The organism is Nocardia sp. NPDC006630 (genome assembly GCF_040611495.1).
Classification (GTDB): Bacteria; Actinomycetota; Actinomycetes; order Mycobacteriales; family Mycobacteriaceae; genus Nocardia.
Genome location: NZ_JBEXOK010000003.1, coordinates 41,800 through 63,624, shown reverse-complemented (window position 1 = coordinate 63,624; position 21,825 = coordinate 41,800). Strand labels below are relative to the sequence as shown.

23 protein-coding genes, 1 tRNA gene and 1 pseudogene are annotated in these 21,825 nt (G+C 68.0%); 13 read left to right on the top strand and 12 right to left on the bottom strand.

Going from position 1 to position 21,825, the window contains the following annotated elements; all coding sequences use genetic code 11:
• Positions 1 to 149: 149 nt before the first annotated feature.
• A complete protein-coding gene (locus tag ABZX86_RS08475) occupies positions 150 to 1,688 on the top strand; it encodes an FAD-dependent oxidoreductase (protein WP_355121430.1) in 1,539 nt (512 codons plus the stop codon).
• A gap of 209 nt (positions 1,689 to 1,897) precedes the next feature.
• Here the strand turns inward: ABZX86_RS08475 and ABZX86_RS08470 are convergent, their stop codons facing one another.
• Complete coding sequence (locus tag ABZX86_RS08470; protein WP_355121428.1) at positions 1,898 to 2,248, bottom strand: helix-turn-helix domain-containing protein; 351 nt, start codon at positions 2,246 to 2,248, stop codon at positions 1,898 to 1,900.
• 140 nt (positions 2,249 to 2,388) lie between these two features.
• Here ABZX86_RS08470 and ABZX86_RS08465 point away from each other — a divergent pair, with 140 nt between their 5' ends.
• Positions 2,389 to 3,258, top strand: coding sequence for an NAD(P)-binding domain-containing protein (locus tag ABZX86_RS08465; RefSeq protein WP_355121426.1), 870 nt, complete (start codon positions 2,389 to 2,391; stop codon positions 3,256 to 3,258).
• A 48-nt stretch (positions 3,259 to 3,306) separates the two neighbouring features.
• Here the strand turns inward: ABZX86_RS08465 and ABZX86_RS08460 are convergent, their stop codons facing one another.
• From ABZX86_RS08460 to ABZX86_RS08450, 3 genes are all read right to left on the bottom strand, one after another.
• Complete coding sequence (locus ABZX86_RS08460) at positions 3,307 to 4,530, bottom strand: hypothetical protein (protein WP_355121424.1); 1,224 nt, start codon at positions 4,528 to 4,530, stop codon at positions 3,307 to 3,309.
• A complete protein-coding gene (locus tag ABZX86_RS08455; protein WP_327139593.1) occupies positions 4,527 to 4,748 on the bottom strand; it encodes a hypothetical protein in 222 nt (73 codons plus the stop codon). The genes ABZX86_RS08460 and ABZX86_RS08455 overlap by 4 nt, the downstream gene beginning before the upstream one ends.
• A gap of 102 nt (positions 4,749 to 4,850) precedes the next feature.
• Positions 4,851 to 5,060: a GMC oxidoreductase gene (locus tag ABZX86_RS08450; protein ID WP_355121422.1), complete on the bottom strand. Its 210-nt coding sequence runs from the start codon at positions 5,058 to 5,060 to the stop codon at positions 4,851 to 4,853.
• 197 nt (positions 5,061 to 5,257) lie between these two features.
• On the opposite strand from ABZX86_RS08450, the gene ABZX86_RS08445 reads away from it, so the two are divergent.
• Positions 5,258 to 6,388, top strand: a complete 1,131-nt coding sequence (locus ABZX86_RS08445) for a glycosyltransferase (RefSeq protein WP_355121420.1) — start codon at positions 5,258 to 5,260, stop codon at positions 6,386 to 6,388.
• Positions 6,389 to 6,561: 173 nt separating this feature from the next.
• Here ABZX86_RS08445 and ABZX86_RS08440 read toward each other — a convergent pair whose 3' ends face one another.
• Positions 6,562 to 7,677: a hypothetical protein gene (locus ABZX86_RS08440; protein WP_355121418.1), complete on the bottom strand. Its 1,116-nt coding sequence runs from the start codon at positions 7,675 to 7,677 to the stop codon at positions 6,562 to 6,564.
• A gap of 145 nt (positions 7,678 to 7,822) precedes the next feature.
• On the opposite strand from ABZX86_RS08440, the gene ABZX86_RS08435 reads away from it, so the two are divergent.
• Entirely contained in the window at positions 7,823 to 8,782 is a 960-nt protein-coding gene (locus ABZX86_RS08435; RefSeq protein ID WP_355121416.1) for a PHB depolymerase family esterase, read from the top strand.
• A gap of 28 nt (positions 8,783 to 8,810) precedes the next feature.
• Here ABZX86_RS08435 and ABZX86_RS08430 read toward each other — a convergent pair whose 3' ends face one another.
• Complete coding sequence (locus ABZX86_RS08430; protein ID WP_355121414.1) at positions 8,811 to 9,143, bottom strand: helix-turn-helix domain-containing protein; 333 nt, start codon at positions 9,141 to 9,143, stop codon at positions 8,811 to 8,813.
• Between the two features lie 92 nt (positions 9,144 to 9,235).
• On the opposite strand from ABZX86_RS08430, the gene ABZX86_RS08425 reads away from it, so the two are divergent.
• From ABZX86_RS08425 to ABZX86_RS08395, 7 genes are all read left to right on the top strand, one after another.
• Positions 9,236 to 10,021, top strand: coding sequence for an SDR family oxidoreductase (locus ABZX86_RS08425; protein WP_355121412.1), 786 nt, complete (start codon positions 9,236 to 9,238; stop codon positions 10,019 to 10,021).
• Positions 10,022 to 10,164: 143 nt separating this feature from the next.
• Positions 10,165 to 10,659 carry a hypothetical protein gene (locus tag ABZX86_RS08420; RefSeq protein WP_355121410.1) on the top strand — a complete coding sequence of 165 codons (495 nt, stop codon included), beginning with the start codon at positions 10,165 to 10,167 and terminating at the stop codon, positions 10,657 to 10,659.
• Positions 10,660 to 10,684: 25 nt separating this feature from the next.
• Positions 10,685 to 11,242 (top strand): AAA family ATPase, encoded by a 558-nt coding sequence (locus tag ABZX86_RS08415; RefSeq protein ID WP_355121408.1) that lies wholly within the window; start codon positions 10,685 to 10,687, stop codon positions 11,240 to 11,242.
• A 273-nt stretch (positions 11,243 to 11,515) separates the two neighbouring features.
• On the top strand, positions 11,516 to 13,252 hold the full coding sequence (locus ABZX86_RS08410; RefSeq protein WP_355121406.1) for an ABC transporter permease subunit: 1,737 nt from the start codon (positions 11,516 to 11,518) through the stop codon (positions 13,250 to 13,252).
• Positions 13,253 to 13,265: 13 nt separating this feature from the next.
• Positions 13,266 to 14,099 carry an ABC transporter ATP-binding protein gene (locus ABZX86_RS08405; protein ID WP_355121404.1) on the top strand — a complete coding sequence of 278 codons (834 nt, stop codon included), beginning with the start codon at positions 13,266 to 13,268 and terminating at the stop codon, positions 14,097 to 14,099.
• 103 nt (positions 14,100 to 14,202) lie between these two features.
• The gene (locus ABZX86_RS08400) at positions 14,203 to 15,060 is read left to right on the top strand and encodes an SPFH domain-containing protein (RefSeq protein WP_355121402.1); all 858 of its coding nucleotides are present in this window, start codon (positions 14,203 to 14,205) and stop codon (positions 15,058 to 15,060) included.
• A 67-nt stretch (positions 15,061 to 15,127) separates the two neighbouring features.
• Entirely contained in the window at positions 15,128 to 16,357 is a 1,230-nt protein-coding gene (locus tag ABZX86_RS08395) for an MFS transporter (protein ID WP_355121400.1), read from the top strand.
• 59 nt (positions 16,358 to 16,416) lie between these two features.
• Here the strand turns inward: ABZX86_RS08395 and ABZX86_RS08390 are convergent, their stop codons facing one another.
• From ABZX86_RS08390 to ABZX86_RS08375, 4 genes and pseudogenes are all read right to left on the bottom strand, one after another.
• The gene (locus ABZX86_RS08390) at positions 16,417 to 16,617 is read right to left on the bottom strand and encodes a hypothetical protein (RefSeq protein WP_355121398.1); all 201 of its coding nucleotides are present in this window, start codon (positions 16,615 to 16,617) and stop codon (positions 16,417 to 16,419) included.
• Between the two features lie 125 nt (positions 16,618 to 16,742).
• Entirely contained in the window at positions 16,743 to 18,143 is a 1,401-nt protein-coding gene (locus tag ABZX86_RS08385) for an amidase (RefSeq protein WP_355121396.1), read from the bottom strand.
• Between the two features lie 109 nt (positions 18,144 to 18,252).
• Positions 18,253 to 18,345 (bottom strand): annotated as a pseudogene (locus ABZX86_RS08380) (NADP-dependent oxidoreductase); the annotation flags it as partial.
• A 22-nt stretch (positions 18,346 to 18,367) separates the two neighbouring features.
• Positions 18,368 to 18,979: a TetR/AcrR family transcriptional regulator gene (locus ABZX86_RS08375; protein ID WP_355121394.1), complete on the bottom strand. Its 612-nt coding sequence runs from the start codon at positions 18,977 to 18,979 to the stop codon at positions 18,368 to 18,370.
• 71 nt (positions 18,980 to 19,050) lie between these two features.
• Here ABZX86_RS08375 and ABZX86_RS08370 point away from each other — a divergent pair, with 71 nt between their 5' ends.
• Both ABZX86_RS08370 and ABZX86_RS08365 read left to right on the top strand, forming a co-directional pair.
• Complete coding sequence (locus ABZX86_RS08370; protein WP_355121393.1) at positions 19,051 to 19,689, top strand: hemerythrin domain-containing protein; 639 nt, start codon at positions 19,051 to 19,053, stop codon at positions 19,687 to 19,689.
• A 26-nt stretch (positions 19,690 to 19,715) separates the two neighbouring features.
• The gene (locus ABZX86_RS08365; protein ID WP_355121391.1) at positions 19,716 to 21,149 is read left to right on the top strand and encodes an MDR family MFS transporter; all 1,434 of its coding nucleotides are present in this window, start codon (positions 19,716 to 19,718) and stop codon (positions 21,147 to 21,149) included.
• Between the two features lie 60 nt (positions 21,150 to 21,209).
• Here the strand turns inward: ABZX86_RS08365 and ABZX86_RS08360 are convergent.
• Both ABZX86_RS08360 and mihF read right to left on the bottom strand, forming a co-directional pair.
• Positions 21,210 to 21,292 (bottom strand) — tRNA-Leu (locus ABZX86_RS08360).
• Positions 21,293 to 21,426: 134 nt separating this feature from the next.
• Positions 21,427 to 21,741, bottom strand: a complete 315-nt coding sequence (gene mihF, locus ABZX86_RS08355) for an integration host factor, actinobacterial type (RefSeq protein ID WP_297624306.1) — start codon at positions 21,739 to 21,741, stop codon at positions 21,427 to 21,429.
• Positions 21,742 to 21,825 lie beyond the last annotated feature (84 nt).

Below are 21,825 nucleotides of genomic sequence, written 5' to 3'. Positions count from 1 at the left end.
GTCCGGGCGCGGCCGGCACCGGAAACCGAGCCGGCGGCGCGGGCGTCGTACACCTGCGCGGTAGGCGTGCAAGGTTGGCGCGGCGGGGCGCAAGCGGCGTGCAAGGCAGCGCAAGTGGCAGGTAATCGCTGCTCGGCACAGTGGTTCTCATGAACGAGACACATGATGTGGTGGTAGTGGGAGCCGGACCGGTCGGGCTGATGCTGGCGTGCGAATTGCGGTTGGCCGGGGTGGATGTGCTCGTGGTGGAACGGCTGTCCGAACCCGATCAGACCGTCAAGGCGGGCGCCATCAATGTGCCCACCGCGCAGGCGCTCGCCCGCCGCGGATTGCTGCCCGATCTGCAGGCACAGCAGCAGGCCACAATGGCGCAGTTCGCGGCATTCCGCCGCGACGCGGGGCTGGCGGCTCCGGCGGCCGGAAACCAGCGTGCGGCCGGGCATTTCGCCGGGCTCATGCTCGATACCAGCATTATCGACTTCGAGGATCCGGTCTTCGCCGACCTCGGTCCGGCCGCCGAGAACTGGTTCATCTCCCAGCAGGGCATCGAGGCCATCCTCGCGCGCCGCGCTGCGGAGCTGGGTGTGCAGGTGCGGCGCGGGGTGGAGGTGACGGGTTTCGCCGATGACGGCATCGGCGTCACCGTCGACTGCGGCGCCCGGATCGTGCGCGCCGGCTGGCTCGTCGGCTGCGACGGCGGGCGCAGCACGGTCCGCAAACTCGCCGGATTCGACTTCCCCGGCCTCGATCCGGAGATCACCGGACGCCAGGCGATCGTGGAGATGACCGGCGCCGAGCAGGTGCAGCCCGGCTGGCACACCACCCCCACCGGCATCTACGTCTACGGCCCGATGCCCGGCCGCTTCCTGACCGTCGAACTCGACGGCCCGCCCGCCGACCGCGTCACCCCGGTGACGGCCGAAGAACTCGAAGGCAGTTTCCGGCGCGTCACCGGCGTGGATGTCCGTATTACCAAGGTGCGCTCGGCAACTCGCTTCACCGACAACACCCGCCAGGTCCCGAACTACCGTAAAGGCCGCGTCCTGCTGGCAGGCGATGCCGCCCACGTGCACTCCCCCTTCGGCGGCCAGGGCCTGAACCTGGGCGTCGGCGACGCGGTCAACCTCGGCTGGAAACTGGCGGGCGTCGTGCGCGGCTGGGCCGACACCGGCCTGCTCGACACCTACACCACCGAGCGCCATCCCATCGGCGCCTGGGTCTTGGACTGGACCCGTGCACAGATCGCCCTCATGCGCACCGACCCGCGCAGCCGCGCCCTGCGCGCCGTCACCGCCGAACTCCTGACCACCCCCGATGCCGCCACCACGATCTTCAAGAAGATCTCCGGCATCCTGCACCGCTACGACCTCGGCGACTCCCACCCCCTCACCGGCGCGGCCACCCCCGATATCGAACTCACCGACGGCACCCGCCTGAGCGAGCACTTCGCCACCGGCACCGGCATCCTCCTGGACCTGACCGACTCCGCCGAACTCCGCGAGATCGCCGCCCGCTGGCCCGACCGCCTCACCGTCGTCACCGCCAAACCAGCTCAACCCCGCGAACTCTCGGCCCTGCTCCTCCGCCCCGACGCCATAGTCGCCTGGGCCACCGACACCGCCACCCTCGACGGCCTCCCCCAAGCCCTCACCCGCTGGTTCGGCACCCCACTGCCCGCCGCCAACTGAAGCCCCGGCCTGAGCGGTCAAAAACCACCCTCACAGCGCGAATATGTCATCCTGCGCCGATCTTCGAGCGCTGAGCCCAGCCACCACGCGCCGCCACCCACCAACCCCCAGCACGTGACTCCAGAACGCCGAGAGGGCTCTGATGGAGGCGACACGCCGCCGAACCCCACCGTCAGAGCCCTCTCGGTGAAGTCGTCGCCGGCCCGCACTCAGGTGTGGACTCGGGGTGCGTTGATGCGGGTGATGCGGCGGGTGCCCCAGGCGCCGAGTGGGGTGAGGGCGGTGTTGAGGGCGGCGCCCTCTTCGGTGAGGGAGTACTCCACGCGGGGTGGGATTTCGGGGTGCAGTTCGCGGTGGACGATGCCGTCTTCGGCCAGTTCGCGCAGTTGCTGGTTGAGCATTTTCTCGGAGACTCCGGGGAGGGAGCGGTGCAGTTCGCCGAAGCGGCGGGTGCCGTGTTCGTGCAGTTCCCAGAGGATGAGGGATTTCCATTTGCCGCCGACCACGTCCATGGCGGCGTCGATGCCGCAGAAGTATGGCCCGTATCTCTTTGCGCCCATTGCCCGTCCTCGCTAGCTGGAGACACACCTTTCGGTCAGTGTCGGAGAAAATAGTGCGTACTTGTTGCCCAACGCCACGGCGGGCAGCCTCGATTCCAGCGCGCCGATGTGGGCAGCGCCGAATCGAAGGAGTCTCCGTTATGACGAACGTTCACGACACTCCCGTCACTGTGCTCGGGCTCGGGGCGATGGGCCGGGCGCTGGCCGCCGCGTTCGTGCGGGCGGGTGTGCCGACCACGGTATGGAATCGCAGCGCGGGCAAGGACCGAGAGCTGGTGGCAGCCGGTGCAATCCGGGCCGAATCGGTGGCCGCGGCGGCCGGTGGCAAAGGGCTGCTCCTCACCGTGCTGCTCGATCACGCGTCGGTGCACGACACCCTGGATCCGGTCGCCGCCGATCTTGCGGGCCGCGACTGGATCAACCTGACCAGCACCAGCCCCGAGCAATCCCGGGAGCTGGCGGGTTGGGCCACCGCGCACGGCATCGAATTCCTGGACGGCGGCATCATGGCCGTACCGCCCATGATCGGCAATCCCGGCTCGTCGATCCTCTACAGCGGCTCCCCCGAGGTCTTGCATGCACACCGTGCCACGCTCGAACTGCTCGGCGCCGCAGACTATGTCGGCCCGGATCCCGGTCTGGCCGCGCTCTGGGATTTCGCACTGCTGGCGAACATGTACCAGATGTTCGGCGGCTTCTTCCACGGCGCGGCCATGGCCGGTTCCGCCGGAATCACCGCGACCCGATTCGCCGAGCGCGCGGTCCCCTGGCTGACCGCGATGGTGCACGGCCTGCCGGGATACGCCCGCGCGATCGACTCCGGCGACTATGTCACCGAGGTGCAGGATCTGGCGTTCCAGAAGTCGGGCCTGGATGCCATCGTGCGCGCCACGCAGGATGCGGGCATCGACCCGGTCCTGCTCGATCCACTTGCCGCACTAGTGAATCGCCAGGTCAGCGCGGGCCACGGTGCGGCCGCGTTCGCGCGCACGGTCGAGGAATTGCGCTGAGTACCAGCATGTCCCGCGTGCTCGCTCGGGAGTGTTGCGGCGTTGCCCTCAGTGCGTGATCTGCAAGGTCGCCATCAACGCCGAAAGTTGTTCGCCCAGGCCCAGATCCGCAATGCGCTGCAACATCTGCTGTCGCTCCGCATCGGGCAGCCCCGACCACGCTTCCCCGATCCGCGACTGTGCGTCGGGCTCGGCGACCGCCAGCACGCGCAGCAGCGGTGGCCACAGGTGCGCGGCGGTCAGCACGCCGGGCACCTGCGCCAGCACCCCGCTGTCGAACCGCGACACCTTCCCGCCGAGGCGGCGCGCGATCACCGGATCGACGCGTTCGGCCAATTCCAGCAGCCCCCGCCACACCACCGGCTCGGTATTGCCGTCGATCACGGCCGCCACGGCATCGATCGTCTCCGGTTCACCGATCACGGGATTGGCGGCGAGCAGATCCAGCGCGGCCGGGCTGAACTCGCCGATGAACCGCAGCGTCTCCGGCATCGCACCGGCGGTGACGAAGGCACGCACCAGCGCGCCGATCTCCTGGGCGGACCCGGTATCGAACAGGATGTCGCCGATACCCGCGATCACATCGCGTTCGCAGCGCGAGAACACCGACAGCGCGGCGAGTTGCAGTTCGGTGGAACCGTTGATCATGGTCTGCACCAGCCGTGGAATCCGCTGTCCGAGCCCGTCGAGCAGCAGCCGCACCACCATGCTGATGCTTTCGCTGGAGTAGGCATACGCCGCCGAGCGGATCAATCCCTCATCGTCGTCGGTGCCCTGCTCCACCGCCCGGATCAATTCCGGTGTGGCATAGGCGAGGAACGGCCCGGCGGTCACATAGTCCTTGCGCCGCAGCATTTCGTTCACGATCGCGACTACCGGTCCCGGCGGCGCCACCTCCGCGAGCTGCCCCACGGTGTGCGGATCCAGGTACGGCGCACCGTCGGCAGCGTACGAGGGTTTGAGCATGCCGACCGCCTCGGCGGCCTTGCGCGGATGATCGACACCGATCGCGCCGGCGGCGCGCCCCGCGATCATCGGCGGAACGATGCGCTGCACCAGCGGCAGCGAAATGCTCAGCGGAATGACCGGCACCAGCATGCTCAGTCGCGAGAATGTCGCATTGTGCTGAGCGAAGATCACTTTCGCCATGCGCTCCTGCAGTTCGTGCAGGTGCTGCGCACCCAGCTTCTCGAGATGCTCGAGCCGCTCCACGGGCACATGCAGCGTCCGCGACAGCAGCGTGAGCTGCGCCCGGGTGACCAGATCGCTCATCCGAGCTTGTTCCCGAACATGATCTTCTTGGCCGCGGTGCTCAGGGGCCACGGCAGCGCGCTGACGGTCTTGTCGACGGCCTCGACCATATCGGAGGTCTCGGTGCGCTGCGCTTGCCGGAAAACCTGCAGCAGATCGGCGGTTTCGGCTTCCGAGAGCAGATCGAGCGCAGCCAGTGGCCCACCCAGTTCCCGCTCGAGTTCGGCTCTGGCTTCCATGATGCGTCCCCTGTTCCCCGAATGACCCGGATCACTCCGGTTTTCGTGTACCAAGGTGTACCAAGATCGCCTGCACCGCGCCAGTCCGGATTGTGCTGTTGTTCACCGCAGCTCGGCCCCGATTGCCTCGGTCGCCCGCAGTGCCATGGCCATGGTGGTGACCTGCGGGTTGACCCCGAGCGAGGTCGGTACCACCGAACCGTCCGGGATAGAGAGCCCGGTGGCGCCGAACACGCGATGCTCGAAATCGACGACGGCGGTGCGCGCGTCCCGGCCCATGCGCGCGGTCCTCAGCGGATGCGGACCCCTCATGTGGGATACGCCGGTGTCAGGCCGGACGGACGGCCGCGCCGACCACCTTGTGTCGCGCTGTCGCATTGCGCTGGGGGTCCGGCCGGGCGAACGGTCGGTGGCGCCGGGCTTTCGGGTTGCGGCTTCTTCCGCTGGAGTTCATACGGCGTTGGTGCGTCAGGTCCCGCAGGTAACCCGGTGCCCTGCACGATCAGCGAGTGCGCATCGTGCAGCTTGCGAACTTCTACGGTCCGCGCTCCGGGGGGCTGCGCACCGCACTGCATCACCTCGGCGCGGGATACGTCGCCGCCGGACACGAGGTGGTGCTGATCGTCCCCGGTCCGCGCCGGGGCGAGGAGTTGCTGCCCTCGGGGGTACTGCGAATCACCGTGCCCGCGCCCGCGATTCCGTGGACCGGCGGCTATCGCGCGGCCCATCCCCGGCGGGTGGCCGATGTGCTGGCCGGACTGCGCCCCGATGTGCTGGAGGTGTCGGATCGATTGACACTGCGCGGTTTCGGCAACTGGGCGCGCCGCCGCGATGTGGCGGGGGTGATGATCTCCCACGAACGCCTCGATCGCCTCCTGGGCCAGGTGCTGCCGGGCCCGGCAGCCCGCCGGGCCGCCGACGCCGCCAATCGCCGCACCGCCCAGAACTACGACATCGTCGTCTGCACAACGGAATTCGCCCGTGCGGAGTTTCAGCGCATCGACGTCCCGAATGTGGAGCTGGTACCGCTCGGCGTCGACCTGGACATGTTCACCCCCGACCGCCACGACCACCGCCTGCGCACCGACCTCGGTGCGGACGATCACGCCCTGCTGGTGCACTGCGGCCGCCTCTCGGTGGAGAAGCGCGTCGACCGCAGCATCGAAGCCCTCGGCCGACTGCGCCGCGAGGGCGTGAACGCCCGCCTCGTCGTGGCCGGTGAAGGCCCGCGCCGCGAAGCCCTCGAGCGCCGCGCCCGCACCATTCCGCCGCTGCACGACGGCCTTCCCGCCGTACATTTCACCGGATTCATCACCGACAGAACCGAATTGGCCACCCTGCTGGCCACCGCCGACGTCTCCCTGGCCCCCGGCCCCCACGAAACCTTCGGCCTCGCCGCCCTGGAAGCACTCGCCGCGGGCACTCCCGTCGTCGCCAGCCGCTCCTCGGCCCTCGCCGATATCGTGACCGCCGACTGCGGCGCCGTAGCCGCCGATCACCCGAACGCCTTCGCCCGCGCGGTCACCGACGTCCTGTCCCGCCCCCTGCTGCAACGCCGCCAGGCCGCCCGCACCCGAGCCGAGCAATTCACCTGGCCCGCAGCGGTTTCCGGCATGCTCGACCTACTCGGCTCCGCCTGATCCACTCCTCGCCACGCCGGGCATCGACGGCGGGGAGATCGTGCCGTGCATTGCCGGACCCGGCTCCGTCCGGATGGGCCCCGTGCTCACCGAGACGGCCGCGGGCCCCGTGCTCACCGAGGCCGCCGCAGGGCCGTCTGATTCCTGGAGCAGGCCTCGCGCGCAGGGCGGGATCAATCGCGGGCCGGGTCGGGGGTCCAGGGGATGTAGTCGCGGTCCTCGGCCTGGGCGCTGGTGCGCGCGGAATTGAGTTGGTAGGGCGTGATTCCGCCGGGCTGCCAGGGGCCCACCGAGCCGGAACTCAGGGCCGCGGCGGACTTGGGCACCAGGCCGATTTCCTTGCGTATCAAGGTGATCGGGCGATCGGCGAGAGTGAACCAGTCCAGGTCGAGGAAATCGTGGCTGCCGGTGGTGAGGGCGCCGCGGCGCAGGGCGTCACCGAGACGCCCCGCCATGCCGGTGGCCTGCAGATGGCCCGCGTCCGCTTCGAAAAGCCCTGCGCCGGAACGCAGATACCCGGTCTCGAACAGGGAGATGACCATGGCGAGCAGGCTGAAGGCGCGCGGATCGTCATTGGCGCGCGCCATGAAGGCGAACACCTCGATCTCGTTCTCCAGGGTGGTGCCGTATCCGGCGAGCACATGCACCCAGTCGTGCTGGGCCAGCAGCGGCGGCGCGGACCCGGGCAGGCCCGGGGTGACGAAGCCGCGATCGCGGTAGAAGTCGGCCACCCCGCGCCCGAGGGTGCCCATGGGCAGCTCACGCAGCTGCGCCCAGCGCCCGGCCAGTGCCGGATCGTCGACGACGGCGCTCCAGGAGCTGTCCAGCTCGCTGGTGTGCAGGGCGTGCAAGCGCGTGGTGTCGATCGCGCCCAGATAGCCGTTGCGGGAGAAATCCACCGCCGCAAGATCTTCCGCCCCCTCAGCGTATTTGCGCGCGACGGAGATCATATCGTCGTCCACGCCCAGCGCATCCGCGAACTGCTGCAGCTTGTCCGCGACACTGGCCGGCAGCGGCCGCACCACCAGCGCCGCCAGCAGCATGGTCTGAATGACCCGCTCCCGGAAGATCCGGTTGCGCCGGGTCAGCCCGGCCGCGTACTCCTGCGGGGTGATGGGCTCGAGCTCCGCCAACTCCACCGCATGCCCGGTCAGCGACAGGAACAGCGCTGGAATGAGCAACTGCTGCAGCGGCGTGAGTCCCTGCTCACCCTGCGCGGCGGTCGCCACACCGCGGGCCACCAGCCGCACCTCCGTCGCATCGGGCGGAGTCAGAAGCACTTCACTCATCGGTTGAACCCTCCTGGCGTACTGCGAGCGCATCCACGCCATTGTGACCATGAATCATCCGCTGCGCGTATCCGGTTCACTCTCGGCGTATGCCCGCGCCGGCATCTACAGCTGACCTACAGGTTGGCTGGGTACCGTCCGGTGCATGGGCACGAGCACGTCGCAGCGAATCCTCGTCACGGCATTCTGCGGTGCGCTCGCGCTGGCGGCGGCCGGTTGCCGGCCCGCCTCCGCGCGGGCCTCGGGCGATGACACCATGACGCTGCAATCGGGTGGTACGTCGCGGCACTACCTGATCCACCGCCCCGCCGAGTCCCCGGCCGGAGCGCTGCCGGTGGTGCTGATCTTCCACGGTGGCGGTGGAACCCCCGAATCCATGGTGACCTCAACACATTTCGACACTCTCGCCGATGCCCAGGGCTTCCTCGCGGTCTATCCAGCCGGAACCGGCAAGTCCTGGAACGACGGCCGCGGCGGCGACACCAGGGCGGGAGCGGCGGGCGTCGATGACGTCGGATTCGTCTCGGCCCTGATCGACCACCTCGTCGCGGACGACGGCGTCGACCCCGGCCGGGTCTATGCCACCGGAATCTCCAATGGCGCCATGTTCATCGAGGATCTGGGCTGTCGCCTCTCCGGCAAGCTGGCCGCCATCGCCCCGGTGGCGGGCCCGCTCCCGGCCGCCGACGAAAACGACTGCACCCCAGCCCATCCCCTTGCGGTCCTGGAGATGCACGGCACCGCCGACCCCATCGTCCCCTACGGCGGCGGCCCGGTTCGCGTCACCTCGGGCAACCATGGCGGCCGGGGCAGCAGTCCGGTGCTCTCGGTTGCCGACACCCAGAATTTCTGGCGTACCCGTGATGCCTGTGATCCGGTAGCGACGACGGCCCTCCCGCAGCAGTCCGCTGACGGGACTTCGGTCAGTGTCGAAACATCCACGTGCGCTTCGGGAAGCGCGGTCGAGCTGTACTCGGTCACCGGCGGCGGCCACACCTGGCCGGGTGGTCCGCAGTACCTTCCGAAAGCCGTCGTCGGCCCGGTCAGCCATCAGTTCGACGCCACTCAGGTGATCTGGCAATTCCTTTCGGCCTTCCGCCGATAGCGGACTCGCGGGCGCCGGCAGCCGGCGATCAGGCCGATTCGGTCTGCGGCGAGCCGATGGCCGGTGCCGCGCCGAGTACGGCATCGAGCAGTCCGGGGAATCGCTGCTGCAGTTCTTCCGTGCGCAGCTCGACCAATTTGGTCCGCCCCTCCCGCCGCTCCCGGGTGATACCGGATTCGCGCAGCACCCGCCAGTGATGGGTGGCGGTGGGTTTGGTGACCGACAGCGGCAGGCTCCCGCAGGTGCGCGCCTGCTCGGACGCGGCGAGTTCGCGCACGATCAGCATCCGCACCGGGTTGCCCAGCGCGGCCAGGACATCTTCGACCGCGAGTCGATCCAGGTCGGGGTGATAAACGGTCACTATTCGATTGTATGAGTTCTTTCTAACATTGCAACAGTTAGAAGATCTTCGTACGGTCGAACCGTCAGCGAAACTACCGAACGGAAGCACTCATGGATTTGGAACTGCAGGGCACCACCGCCGTCGTGACCGGCGCGAGCCGCGGCATCGGCCTGGCGATCGTGGAAGAGCTCGTCGCCCAGGGCGTCCGCGTGGCCGCGGGCGCGCGCACCGCGACCGATGAGCTGAAGCGCACCGGCGCGGAGGTGATCACCGCCGATCTCACCACCCCGGACGGCCCGGCCGAGTTCATCGCGCAGGCCACCGCCGCCCTGGGCGGGATCGACCTGCTGGTCAACAACCTCGGTGGCGGCGGCGACCACGACCTGCCGGCGACCTTCCTGGAATCCACCGATCAGCAGTGGGCCGAGATGTTCGAACTCAACTTCTTCAGCATGGTCCGCACCTCGCGCGCGGCCTTGCCGGCGCTCCTCGCACGCGGCGGCGGGATAGTCAATTTCTCCTCGATCACCGCCCGCATTCCGCATACCTCCCCGCTCACCTACGCCGCCGCCAAGGGTGCGGTGAGCACCTTCAGCAAAGGTCTCGCCGAGGAGTTCGGCCCGCGCGGCGTCCGGGTCAACACCATTTCCCCCGGCCCGGTGCTCACCGAGCAGTGGACCGGTCCCGGCGGCACCGGCGCCAAATTCGCGGCCGCCCGCGGCGTCACCCAGGCGCAGCTGCTGCGCGATATCCCTCGCGAGATGGGCGTCACCACAGGCGAATTCGCGCAGCCCCGGCACATCGCCGCCCTGGTCACCTATCTCGCCTCACCGCTCGCGGCGGCCATTCACGGCGCGGACTACGTCATCGACGGCGGCGCGATCAAGACCGTGTGATCGAGTAGCGGCGCGCCGGGCCGCGCGAATCCGGGCTGCCGCGTGTTTGTTTCGGTCCCGGCACACAACTGGCAGCACTCCGCGAGCGTGCCTAGAATTTATGGTTCGGCCCTCCGGCGTCCCGGCCCGAAGGGGGTTACCCCATGAATCCCGTTCCGTCCCATCCCGCACTCACCGCGGCGCAAGCCCGTCTCGCCGCCCTGGACCAGCAATTCCAGCCCGTCGCCATGATCGAGCACGATGAAGGCGCCGCCGCGGTGTTGCTGGAGAGCCGCGACTTCCGCGTGATCGTCATCGTCGCGAACCAGGACGGCGAGTGGGTCGCGCCCTCGTTCGTCGCCGGCACCCCCCGGCCGACATCCCGGGCGCGCCCGGCCCGAACGGCCGAACATCGGCCGCTGCTGCGGATGAGTCGCTCGCGCGTCCCACACGCCGGCGCGGAGGGAAATTGGTCCGCGGTCCTGGGCACCGCAGCGGCCGATGCGACGACTCTGACCGTCATTTCGACCATCGACAGTTACACCGCGCCGATCGCACCGAACGGTTTGGCGTTCGCACTGGTGCGCACCCCGACCGGTGAACATCCACTGATCCACGTCCACACCGCCGACGGTCGCATCCTGCCTGTCCGCTCCTGAATCCGGTGGCACTACGGTGATCACGATGACCACCGATGCCGCCGCATGCGTCCGTTCCGGTGTGCTGGTGGTGATTCGCGGCAATTCCGGCTCGGGCAAATCCACCACCGCCGGCATTGTGCAGCACCGCATGGCGCGCAGCAGCTGTGTGGTGGTGCCGCAGGATGTGGTGCGCCGCCAGATGACCTGGGAGCCCGAGGCGGAAGGGCGTCTCAATGTCGAATTGATCGAGCACATCGCACTGTTCGCCCTGACGCGCGGCCTGGTGGTGATCGTCGAGGGGATCCTCGACACGAATCGCTACGGAGCGATGCTCGAGCGCTTGGCCGCCGCCGCGGCGCACAGTCTGCTGTACGCCTTCGACCTCACCCTGGAGGAAACGCTCCTCCGCCATGCCGGCCGCCCACTGGCCGCGGAGGTGCCGCCCAGCATGCTGGCGCAGTGGTATCACGGCTGGCAGCCCCTGGGATTCGCCGCCGAGATCCGAATCGATTCCGGCTGGCCGCTCGAGGCGATCGCCGACCGCATCCACGGCGATATCCTCGCCGCGCTCGCGCCGCCGCGTGATCCGTTGTCGCCGTGAGGTTCTGTTAGGAAACCGTCAACGGCGCCCTGCTGAGTTGCGGCCGCCGAGAGCGTGCGTGTTAACTCCGATCGCACGGCGTCCCGCACCGGGTTCGCGCAGTGCCACGGCATACGAGGAGTGAAGGAGGTGGGTCACCTGTCAGACGGTAGCGATATACGCCGTTGCACGAATCATTCATCAGGCGACCACTCCGGCCGGTACTCCGCGCGCTGCCGCGCGCGCTAGCTCGCCGCCCGGAGTCGGGCGCCCGAGCTCTGGGAGTACTGCGTCATGAGGACGTTGCGTTCGTACCCGTCCCGTGGCGCGCCGGCCCGCCCGCGGTCGCGGCCGGCCGATATCGCGGTATTCGCCGGTGCGGCGGTGCTGATCTGGCTGATCGTGCGGGTATCGGCGGGCATGAATGTGCCGTTCGACGAGAATGCCGGTACCGCAACAGTTTCCACCGATGCCGCGGAACTGCCGTACTACGCGGGCCGATCGCTGCTGCGCATGTTCGCCGCACTGGGCCTGTCGATCGTGTTCACCTTCGCCTTCGCCACGGCCGCCGCCCGCCTGCGCCGTGCCCGGGTGGTGCTGCTGCCGCTCCTGGACATCCTGCAGTCGGTCCCGATCCTGGGCTTCCTGTCGGTGACGGTGACCGCGTTCATCGCGCTGTTCCCCGGCTCGTCGCTCGGACTGGAGTGCGCGTCCATCTTCGCGATCTTCACCTCGCAGGCGTGGAATATGACCTTCGCCTTCTACCACAGCCTCATCTCGCAGCCGCGTGAGCTCGACGAGGCCGCGCGGAACCTGAGATTGTCCCGCTGGCAACGGTTCTGGCGGGTGGATGTACCCGGCGGCATGGTGCCGCTGGTGTGGAACGCCATGATGAGTTTCGGCGGCGGCTGGTTCTTCCTGGTCGCCTCCGAGGCGATCAGCGTCGGCAACCACACCTACACGCTGCCCGGTATCGGCTCCTATGTCGCGACCGCCACCGACCACGGCGACACCGGCAAGGTACTGATCGCGATCGGTGTGATGATCGCGATGGTCATCGGCGTCAACGTGCTGTTCTGGCGGCCGTTGACGGCGTGGGCCGAGCGCTTCCGCTACGAGGAGTCCGAGGCCGCCGAAGCCCCGCGCAGCCTGACCCTGGATCTGTTGCGCCGCTCCGAGATTCCGCAATTGCTGGGCCGCATCCTCGGCCCGCTGGTGACTCCGATCGACCGGGCCATGCGCGTATTCGGCCTTGCTGAGCATCCGCTGCACGTCCCCGCCGGTCGCCGCCGCGCCGGTGACATCGTCGCCGGGGTCGCGATACTGGGCGTCATCGGCTGGGGCTGCTACCGGATCATCACCTATATCCACGCCACAGTCGGCTTCGGCGAAGTGGCGCACGCCTTCTGGCTCGGCGCGGTCACCCTGCTGCGAGTGATCGTGCTGGTGATCGCCGCAACTCTGATCTGGGTGCCGATCGGCGTCTGGATCGGGTTGAACCCCAGGGTGTCCCGGTTCGCGCAGCCGATCGTGCAGGTCCTGGCCAGCTTCCCGGCCAACTTCCTGTTCCCGCTGGTGACCGCGGTGCTGGTGGCCACCGGCGCGAGCCTGAACTGGGCGGGCGCGCTGCTGATGGCGCTCGGCGCGCAGTGGTACATCCTGTTCAATGTCATTGCCGGGGCGAGCACGGTGCCCAATGATCTGCGCGAGGCGGCCGCCACGCTGCGACTGCCGCGAATCCTGTGGTGGCGCAAGCTGATCCTGCCCGCCGTCTTCCCCAGCTATGTGACCGGCGCGATCACCGCGGCCGGCGGGGCCTGGAACGCCTCCATCGTCGCGGAAGTTGTTGCCTACCATGGCACCACGCTCACCGCGGTGGGTCTGGGCGCGTACATCAAGGACGCCACCGCCACGGGCGACTGGCCGCGCATTCTGGTCGGCGTCGTGGTGATGAGCGTCTACGTCGTCGGCATCAACCGATTGTTCTGGCGGCGGCTCTACGCGCTGGCCGAACGTCGTTACTCGTTGTGAGAGGAGAGATTTCATGACCACCACCGCCACAGGCGAGGTACTGCTCGAGGTCGACGGCGTGGGGAAATCCTTCCACGGCGCGGCCGGTGACACCCTGCGGGTACTCGACGATATCCACCTCACCCTGCACGCCGGTGAAATCGTGGCGCTGCTGGGCCGCTCCGGATCGGGCAAGTCGACACTGCTGCGCACCATCGCGGGGCTCATCGCCCCCAGCAGCGGGTCGGTCCGCTATCGCGGCCGGGAACTCGACGGCGCCAATCCCGGTGCGGCCCTGGTCTTCCAGTCCTTCGCGCTGATGCCGTGGCTGACCGTGCAGGCGAATGTGGAACTCGGGCTGGCCGCCCGCGGCATCAACAAGGCCGAACGAGCCCGCAGCGCCCTGTCGGCGATCGACATGATCGGACTCGGCGGCTTCGAAAGCGCCTATCCCAAGGAGCTTTCCGGCGGTATGCGCCAGCGCGTGGGATTCGCGCGCGCCCTGGTGCTGGAACCGGATCTGCTGCTGCTGGACGAACCGTTCTCCGCCCTGGACGTGCTGACCGCCGAGAATCTGCGCACCGAACTGGTGAACCTCTGGAGCACCGCCGGCTTCCCCACCAAATGCGCCTGCCTCGTCACCCACAATATCGAGGAGGCCGTCCTGCTGGCCGACCGCGTCCTGGTGCTCGGCTCCGACCCCGGCCGGGTGATCGCCGAGCTCCACATCCCGCAAACCCGTCCGCGCGAGCGCCGCACCCCCGGGTTCGAGGCCCTGGTCGATGAGATCCACGGCCTGCTCACCGGCCGCGAACCGACCGGTCCTGACCGGCCGTACGGCGCGGTGGGTGCGGTGAGGGCATACTGAAAGCAGTCGGCCGGGATAGCTTCCGGCGAATCGCGGTGCATACATCCCCATAGCTACGACACCTCTAGCGGCGGCCGGCCTTCGATTCTCGTGAGGAGAAGTCGTGAAAGCCGTCATCGGGGTGGTTGTGGTCCTCGTGATCGTGCTGCTCATCGTGGTAGCAATGTCGATCCGGGTGATCTTCCAGTATCAGCGGGGTGTGCACTTCCGGCTCGGGAAGGTGATCGGCGTCCGGGAACCCGGACTGAATCTGATCATTCCGATCCTGGACCGGCTGATGAAGGTGTCGATGCGCATCGTCACCATGCCGATCCAATCGCAGGGCATCATCACCCGCGACAATGTCAGCGTCGATATCTCCGCGGTCGCCTACTTCCGGGTGGTGGACGCGGAGAAATCCGTCGTCGCGATCGAGAATGTGTACTCGGCCATCGATCAGATCGCGCAGACCACCCTGCGCAAGGTGGTCGGCAAACACAGCCTCGACCAGGCGCTCTCCGATACCGACAGCATCAATGCCGATATCCGGCAGATCCTCGACATCACCACATTGGACTGGGGTGTGGAGGTCACGCTGGTCGAGCTCAAGGACATCCAGCTGCCCGACAGCATGAAGCGCGCCATGGCCAAGCAGGCCGAGGCCGAGCGTGAGAAGAGAGCCAAAATCATTGCGGCCGAGGGTGAATCGCTCGCAGCGGCGGCACTCGGTGACGCCTCCGACATCATGATGGCGCACCCCCTCGCCCTGCAACTGCGCAATCTGCAGACGCTGATCGAAATCGGCGTCGACAAGAACACCACGGTGGTGTTCCCGGCGCAGCTGATGAGCACGATGAACGATATCGGCGCCTTCTTCGCCCGGGAAACCACCGCCGCGGTCACCCCGATCGTGTCCGGATCGCCGCCGGTGACAGTACCTCCCGTGCCGGTGCACAACGGAGCGGGAGACACCACGGCCTAGCCTGTCGCCACCCGGCCGCCGCCGATCATGAGGCGGCCGGGCTGCGGGAGTGGCAGACTCGTGCGCCATGGCCCCGCGGCGCGACCCGAGTCCGCCCGCCCGCCGGGCGAAGTGGCTCACACCCAATGTCCGAGTGCTGTCCGGTGTGAGTTTGCTGCAGGACACCGCCAGCGAACTGCTGTACCCGATCCTGCCGATCTTCCTCACCGTCACCCTCGGCGCACCGGTGGCGGTGGTCGGCGTGGTGGAGGGTGTGGCCGAAGGCATTGCCGCCCTGACCAAGATCATCGCCGGGCGGCTCGGTGACCGGTATGCCAAGCGCCCGTTGATCGCCGCGGGCTACGGCCTTGCGGCGGTGGGAAAGGTGCTGGTCGCCGTCGCGAGCAGTTGGCCGCTGGTGCTGGCGGGCCGCGGGGTGGACCGGATCGGCAAGGGCATTCGCGGTGCGCCGCGCGATGCACTGCTGATGGTGGACGCCGACCCCGCCTACCGGGGCCGGATCTTCGGATTCCACCGCGCGTCCGATACGGCGGGCGCGGTCCTGGGTCCCGCGATCGGCCTCGGACTCTACGAGGCGTTCGACCATGCCATCCGCCCACTGCTGCTGATCGCCGTTGTCCCGGCGGTGCTGTCGGTGGCACTGGTGGCCGCGGTGCGCGAAAACCGCACGGCGGCACAGGGTTCACCGCCACCGGTCGCCGGATCGGCGGCGCGGGAGGCCTTGCCGGCGCGGCTGCGCCTACTCATCGGCGTGCTCACGGCGTTCTCACTGGTCAACTTCGCGGATGCGCTATTGCTGCTGCGCGCATACGAACTCGGCTTGTCGACCGCGGGGGTGATCTGCGCGTACATCTGCTACAACATCGCGTACGCCGGGCTCGCCTATCCGGCCGGCGCACTGTCGGATCGCATTCCGCGCCACCTGGTGTTCGCGCTCGGGCTGGTCTGCTTCGCCGCCGGATACCTCGGTCTCGGCCTCATCGATTCACCCGCATGGGTGTTTCTGGTGCTGCCGATCTACGGTGGATTCGCCGCCGCCACCGATGGAGTCGGCAAGGCCTGGGTATCCGATCTCGCCCCGCCCGGCCGGCACAGTGGCGCGCAGGGGTTGTATCAGGGACTCACCGGCGGTGCGGTTCTCATTGCCGGGATCTGGGCCGGGCTGGCGTGGCAGGGCAACGGGCAATTCCCGCTCCTGATTTCCGGTGTGATCGGACTGGCGCTCGCCGCGGCGCTGGCGATCGGTGGTCGTCGCCTGGCGGCACCGGTCGATCCAGCCACGGCGGTCGTGCCCTGAATTGTCCGGGCCAAGCCGGGTAGTGTCCGCGCGGTTGCCCGGGGCGTTCCGCGCGTCGGTCACGGACTGGGTTGCGGCAGCTCGCAGCTGGTGACCTTGGGGTTGAGACCGGTGTAGTTCAGCGGCCCGGCGAGCACGGTCAGCGCGATGGTTCCGAAGTCGGCGCAGTTATTGCTCACGTGCGTGAAGTAGTCACGCTGCCCGGCCGCCACCGCCCCGATGATGAGCCACGCGCACACCAGCAATGAACTGAGCCGCATGTCGAATCTCCCTGTGCTCGGCCGATTTCTCTCACGAGCATGCCAGAACCGGCGGGGGTGGGTTCACCACCGCCGGTCGGATGCGGATCTCCGGCCGGTCGGCGCACCGCCGCGCTGGCCGATCCTCAGTACGCCAGTGTGGGAAACCGGTGTGCGGCTTCGAGTTCGTACGCGGTCTCGATCAGGGTGCGCTCATCGCCGTAGGCCGCCGAGAGCTGCACGCCGATCGGCACCCCCTCGGCCGCCATGCCCATGGGCAGCGAGATCGCCGGGGTACCCGCCACATTGTTGATCGGCGTGAAGCCGACATAGCCCGTCAGCCGATGTAGTAGCTCATCGAATTCGATTGTCGGGCTGAGGTATCCGAGCTTCGGGGTGATATGGGTGAGCACCGGCGCGAGGATCAGCTCGTGCTTGGCGAACATCCCGGCCACCGTGTCCGCGGTCTTGCGCAGCCGCCACAGCGCACCCGGTGTGTGGTGCAGCGTCGCCCGGTGATGAGCCCGCAGCCCGCGCGTGAGGCCGTCGAGCCTGCTCGAATCGAAGGAGCGATCGAAGGTGAGTTTGCCGGTGCTGGCGGCCAAATCGGCCAGCAGCGACCAGAGTTGGACAAAATCGTGCGCCCACTGCGCGGTGATCGGCAGCGCGATCGGCTCGACCCGATGCCCGGCCTGCTCCAGCAGTGTCGCGGTGTGCAGCACGGCCGCGCGGGTCTGCTCGTCGATACCCTCGCCGAGGGTGGTATCCAGTACCAGGCCGATGCGCAGTCGCCTGCGGGCCGGACCGAGCACCGTGCCGATCGGCGGCAGCGCCGGATTGCGGTGGTAGTCCTCGATGGCCGCGAGATAGGCGGCGGTATCGCGCACCGTGCGGGTCAGCACACCCTCGGAGACGATATTGATCGGCATGGTGCGCGCCATCTCGCCATCGATATGCCGGCCCCGGCTCGGCTTGAGCCCGACCAATCCGGCACAGGCGGCCGGAATCCGAATGGACCCGCCGCCGTCATTGGCGTGCGCGATGGGCACCACACCCGCCGCCACCAGCGCGGCCGACCCGCCGGAGGACGCGCCGACCGAATACTCGGTGTCCCAAGGATTGTGGACCGGCTCCTCGGTCATGAACTCCGTCGAGGGACTGAACCCGAACTCGGGCAACCGGGACTTACCGAGCACCGTCATCCCGGTACTGAGCAGCTGCCGGGTGAACGCGCCGTCCTTGCGCGCGGGCCGCGCGCGGAACGCCTCACTGCCGTGATTGGTCGGCAGGCCGCGCACATCGGTGTTGTCCTTCACGAAGGTCGGCACACCGAACAGCGCGGCCGCCCTGTCCTCGCCGTACCGCGGATCCTCGTAGCTCGCACAGGCCACCGCATGCAGCGCCGGATCGACCTGCTGCGCCCGGGCTACCGCGGCCACGGCCAATTCCGCGGCCGTGGTCGCGCCGGTGCGGATCGCCTCGGCCAGTGCGACCGCATCGTGACGGCCGAGCGCATCATCACCGAAGCTGTCCAGACGATTGTCCATCAGCCGAGCATAGGTTCCGCACCGCATACAGACCTTGCCGTTCGAGCCAATCGAGCCCGTATTCGGCCACCTCGCGCCATACCTCGTCGACGATGAGCGAATGACCGCGCCAGTCGGTCATGCCGCGGTCCCGGTCCCCGACCGCGAATCCGGTGGTGCCGTAATGGACTTCGGCCACAATCCCGGCGACCTCGTGACCGGGATGGACCGGCTGCGCCCCGGAACTATGCGTTCGCGCCGAGTACGGTGGCCGCGATGCCGGTGATCACCGGGACGGCGTCGAACAGGTCGCCTTCCGGTCCGGCCATGGTGTCGAATGTCTCGAAGCTGGTGAGGGCCAGCAGGATTCGCACCCGCTGATCGGTGCTCTCCCCCGGCGGGTTCCCATCGGCGAAGGGGGCTGACAATACCGCCAGGCCTTCGCGGCGGCGCTCGTCGCGGGCGCTGATGACCGCGTGCACTTCGGCGTCGAGCGCGGCCAGCGCGCGCAGTCGCCGCATGGCGGGGCGGTCGGCCTGCCAGAAGCGCGCGAAGCAGGCAATGAATTCGGCCAGCGCCGCGAGTGGTTCGGGGTTGGTGAATGCCTTGACCAATTCGGACAGGCCGCCGACCACGCCGAGATCATCGCACACCGCTTCCAGCAGACCGGTTTTCGACTTGAACTGGTAGTAGACGGTGGCACGGGCCACGTCCGCGCGCTTGGCCACCGCATCCAGGGTGAATCCGCTGTAACTATCGCCCTCACCCAGCAGGGTCCGGGCGGCATCGAGGACCTGCCGGCGACTCTGCTCGATCTGCGCGGTGCGCTTCCCCAGGTTGTACTGGCGTGGGCTCATGGCCTTGACAGTACCTGGCGAACCTGATTCATTCATACATACAGTCTAACTAAATTAAACAGGACAGGCAGATGGCCATGAACAACCACCGACCGGCCACGACAATCGATTTCTTCGGGATGTATCTCGCCCACGACGCCTGCATGCGCGACCTGATACGCCTCACGGCCGCGGTCGCCGAGGGCCGGCTCACCGAGCCGTCCGTGCGGATCGGATGGGAGACCTTCCTCCGTCAGCTCGATCGCCATCACAGCACCGAGGACGCCGCACTGTGGCCGCTGGTGCGTTCCGCCGTCACCGATCCGGCGGATCTGGCGATTCTCGACGACATGGAGGCCGAACACGAGGGCATCGGGAAACTGCTGGCCGCGGTGCAATCCGGAATCGCCACCGAAAGCGGCGACCGGGGGTTGCGCTCCGATGTGGACGCACTGGCCGCGGCGCTCGATACGCACTTCACCCACGAGGAACAGCTCGCGCTGCCGCTCATCGACCGCACCGTCGGCGGGCCCGGATGGGCGGCCTTCGGCGCGGAGATGCGCAAGCGCAACGGACTTCGCGCCGTGACCGAGTACCTGCCGTGGGCACTGGACGACGCGCCCGCCGAGGCCCAGGCCAAGATGCTCGGTTTCCTGCCCTCCCCGATTCGCGCCCTGTACCGCTATGTCCTGAAACCGCGCTACGCGCGCCCGCGCCGCGGCTGGCTGTAACCGGATGCTGGTGGGAGACAAAGCAGATGACACAGGCTCCGCCGGTTTCGACCGAGTTCGATCCGGCCCTGCGCAAGCTCGTGATCGTGGTGGTCCTCGGCGCGATCATGACGATCCTGGACACCACGATCACGAGCGTGGCCGTGAATACCCTCGGCGCGCAGTTCGATACGTCGCTCACGGCGATCCAGTGGGTGCTGACCGGATACACCCTGGCGCTGTCGGCCAGTATCCCGCTGTCGGGATGGGCGATCGTGCGCTTCGGCCCGAAGACGATGTGGATCGCCTCGCTGCTGGTGTTCATCACCGGATCGGTGCTGTGCGGAATGGCCTGGAGCATCGCCGCACTCATCATGTTCCGGCTGCTACAGGGCTTCGGCGCCGGCATGGTCATGCCGATCGGGCAGACCATGCTGGCCCGCGCCGCCGGACCCGCCCGGATGGGACGCGTGATGAGCGCGGTCGCGGTGCCCGCGATGCTCGCACCGATGCTCGGCCCGACGGTCGGTGGTCTGATCCTCGGGCACCTGTCGTGGCGGTGGATGTTCTTCATCAACATTCCGCTGTGCGCGATCGCGGTCATCGCCGCGATCGCGCTGCTGCCGGCCGATCCGGTCCGCGATCGCCATGCCGAGCTCGACCTCCTCGGATTGGCGCTGCTGTCACCAGGTTTGGGCGCGCTGGTGTACGGCGCCGCACAGGCGGGCAGCGGGCGGAGCCCGGCCGATATCCGCGTCATCGCCGGCGTGCTGACCGGAATCGTGCTGCTCGGCTGCTACGTCCTGCACGCACGGCGCAAAGGTGATGCGGCGCTGGTGGACATCCGATTGCTGCGGGATCGGAACTTCGCCGCGGTCAACGTCATGATGTTCGTCTACATCGGCACCCTGTCCGGTCTGACGGCATTGCTGCCGTTGAATTTTCAGACCGTCGATGGCGACAGCCCGCTGCGCTCCGGAGCGATGGTCGCGCCCCTGGGGCTGGGCGCGATCGTGACCACGTTGATCACCGGCAAGCTCAGCGACAAACACTCCCCGCGACTATTGATCCTCACCGGACTGCCGGTGGTCCTGCTCGGAATCTTCGGCCTGACCCGAATCGGGCCGGGTACCAGCGCCTTTCTGGTCCTGGCACTACTGTTCGTGATCGGCCTCGGACACGGCATGATCATGCCCGCGGCCATGGGCGTCAGCTACAAAACTCTGCGGCACTCCGAGATCCCCTCGGCGACAACCGCTACCAATGTCGGCATTCGCGCGGGAAGTTCGTTCGGCGTTGCCGCGCTGCTGGTGCTGATTCAACGCAATATCGCGCATCGGACCCCCGAGGCCGACACGTTCACCCACGCGTTCAGCCAAACCTATTGGTGGGCATTGGCGATCGGTGCCGTCGCGATCCTGCCGGCGCTGATGCTGCCGCGGCAGCGCCGACCGGCCATGGCCGATGCACCGCGACGTTAGGCGTTCGCGGACACAAAAAAGCTCCGGATATTCGGTGAAGAATATCCGGAGCTTGCTTTGTGTCGAGAGGGGGACTTGAACCCCCACGTCCCTAAGGACACTAGCACCTCAAGCTAGCGCGTCTGCCATTCCGCCACCCCGACCGGGTTGCTCAGCAAGGTTATCGGATCAGCCCGCGTGGACCAAATCGTCCCGGTTGATTCGCATTCTCGCTGGTAGTCGTGGTGGAGCGGTTGCCGCCGGGTCAAAGTTCGACCCGGTCGGCGACCCTCCGAGATCAGGCTGTCAACGCCTCCAGCAGCGCAGCGCGCTGGCGAGAGCCCAGTCCGCCGATACGGCGGTCGGCGGGGATTTCCGCCTCATCCATCAATTTGGCGGCCTTGACGGGGCCGATGCCCGGAAGCGCCTTGATCACGGCCGCAACCTTCGTCTTCTTGACCAGGTCCTCGTTGTCTGCGCGCTTGAGCACCTCCGCCAGACTGACCGATCCCTGCTTGACCTGCGCGATCAACTCCGAGCGGGCCTTACGAACCGCGGCGGCTTTGGCCAGCGCCTCGGAGCGTTGTTCGGGGGTCATTGTGGGCAGAGCCATATGTCCTTACCTTTCACTCGTTCGCTGGTACGTCGGCGTCGAGTAAACATGACACCGGCCCCGCAACCGGTACGACACACCGCG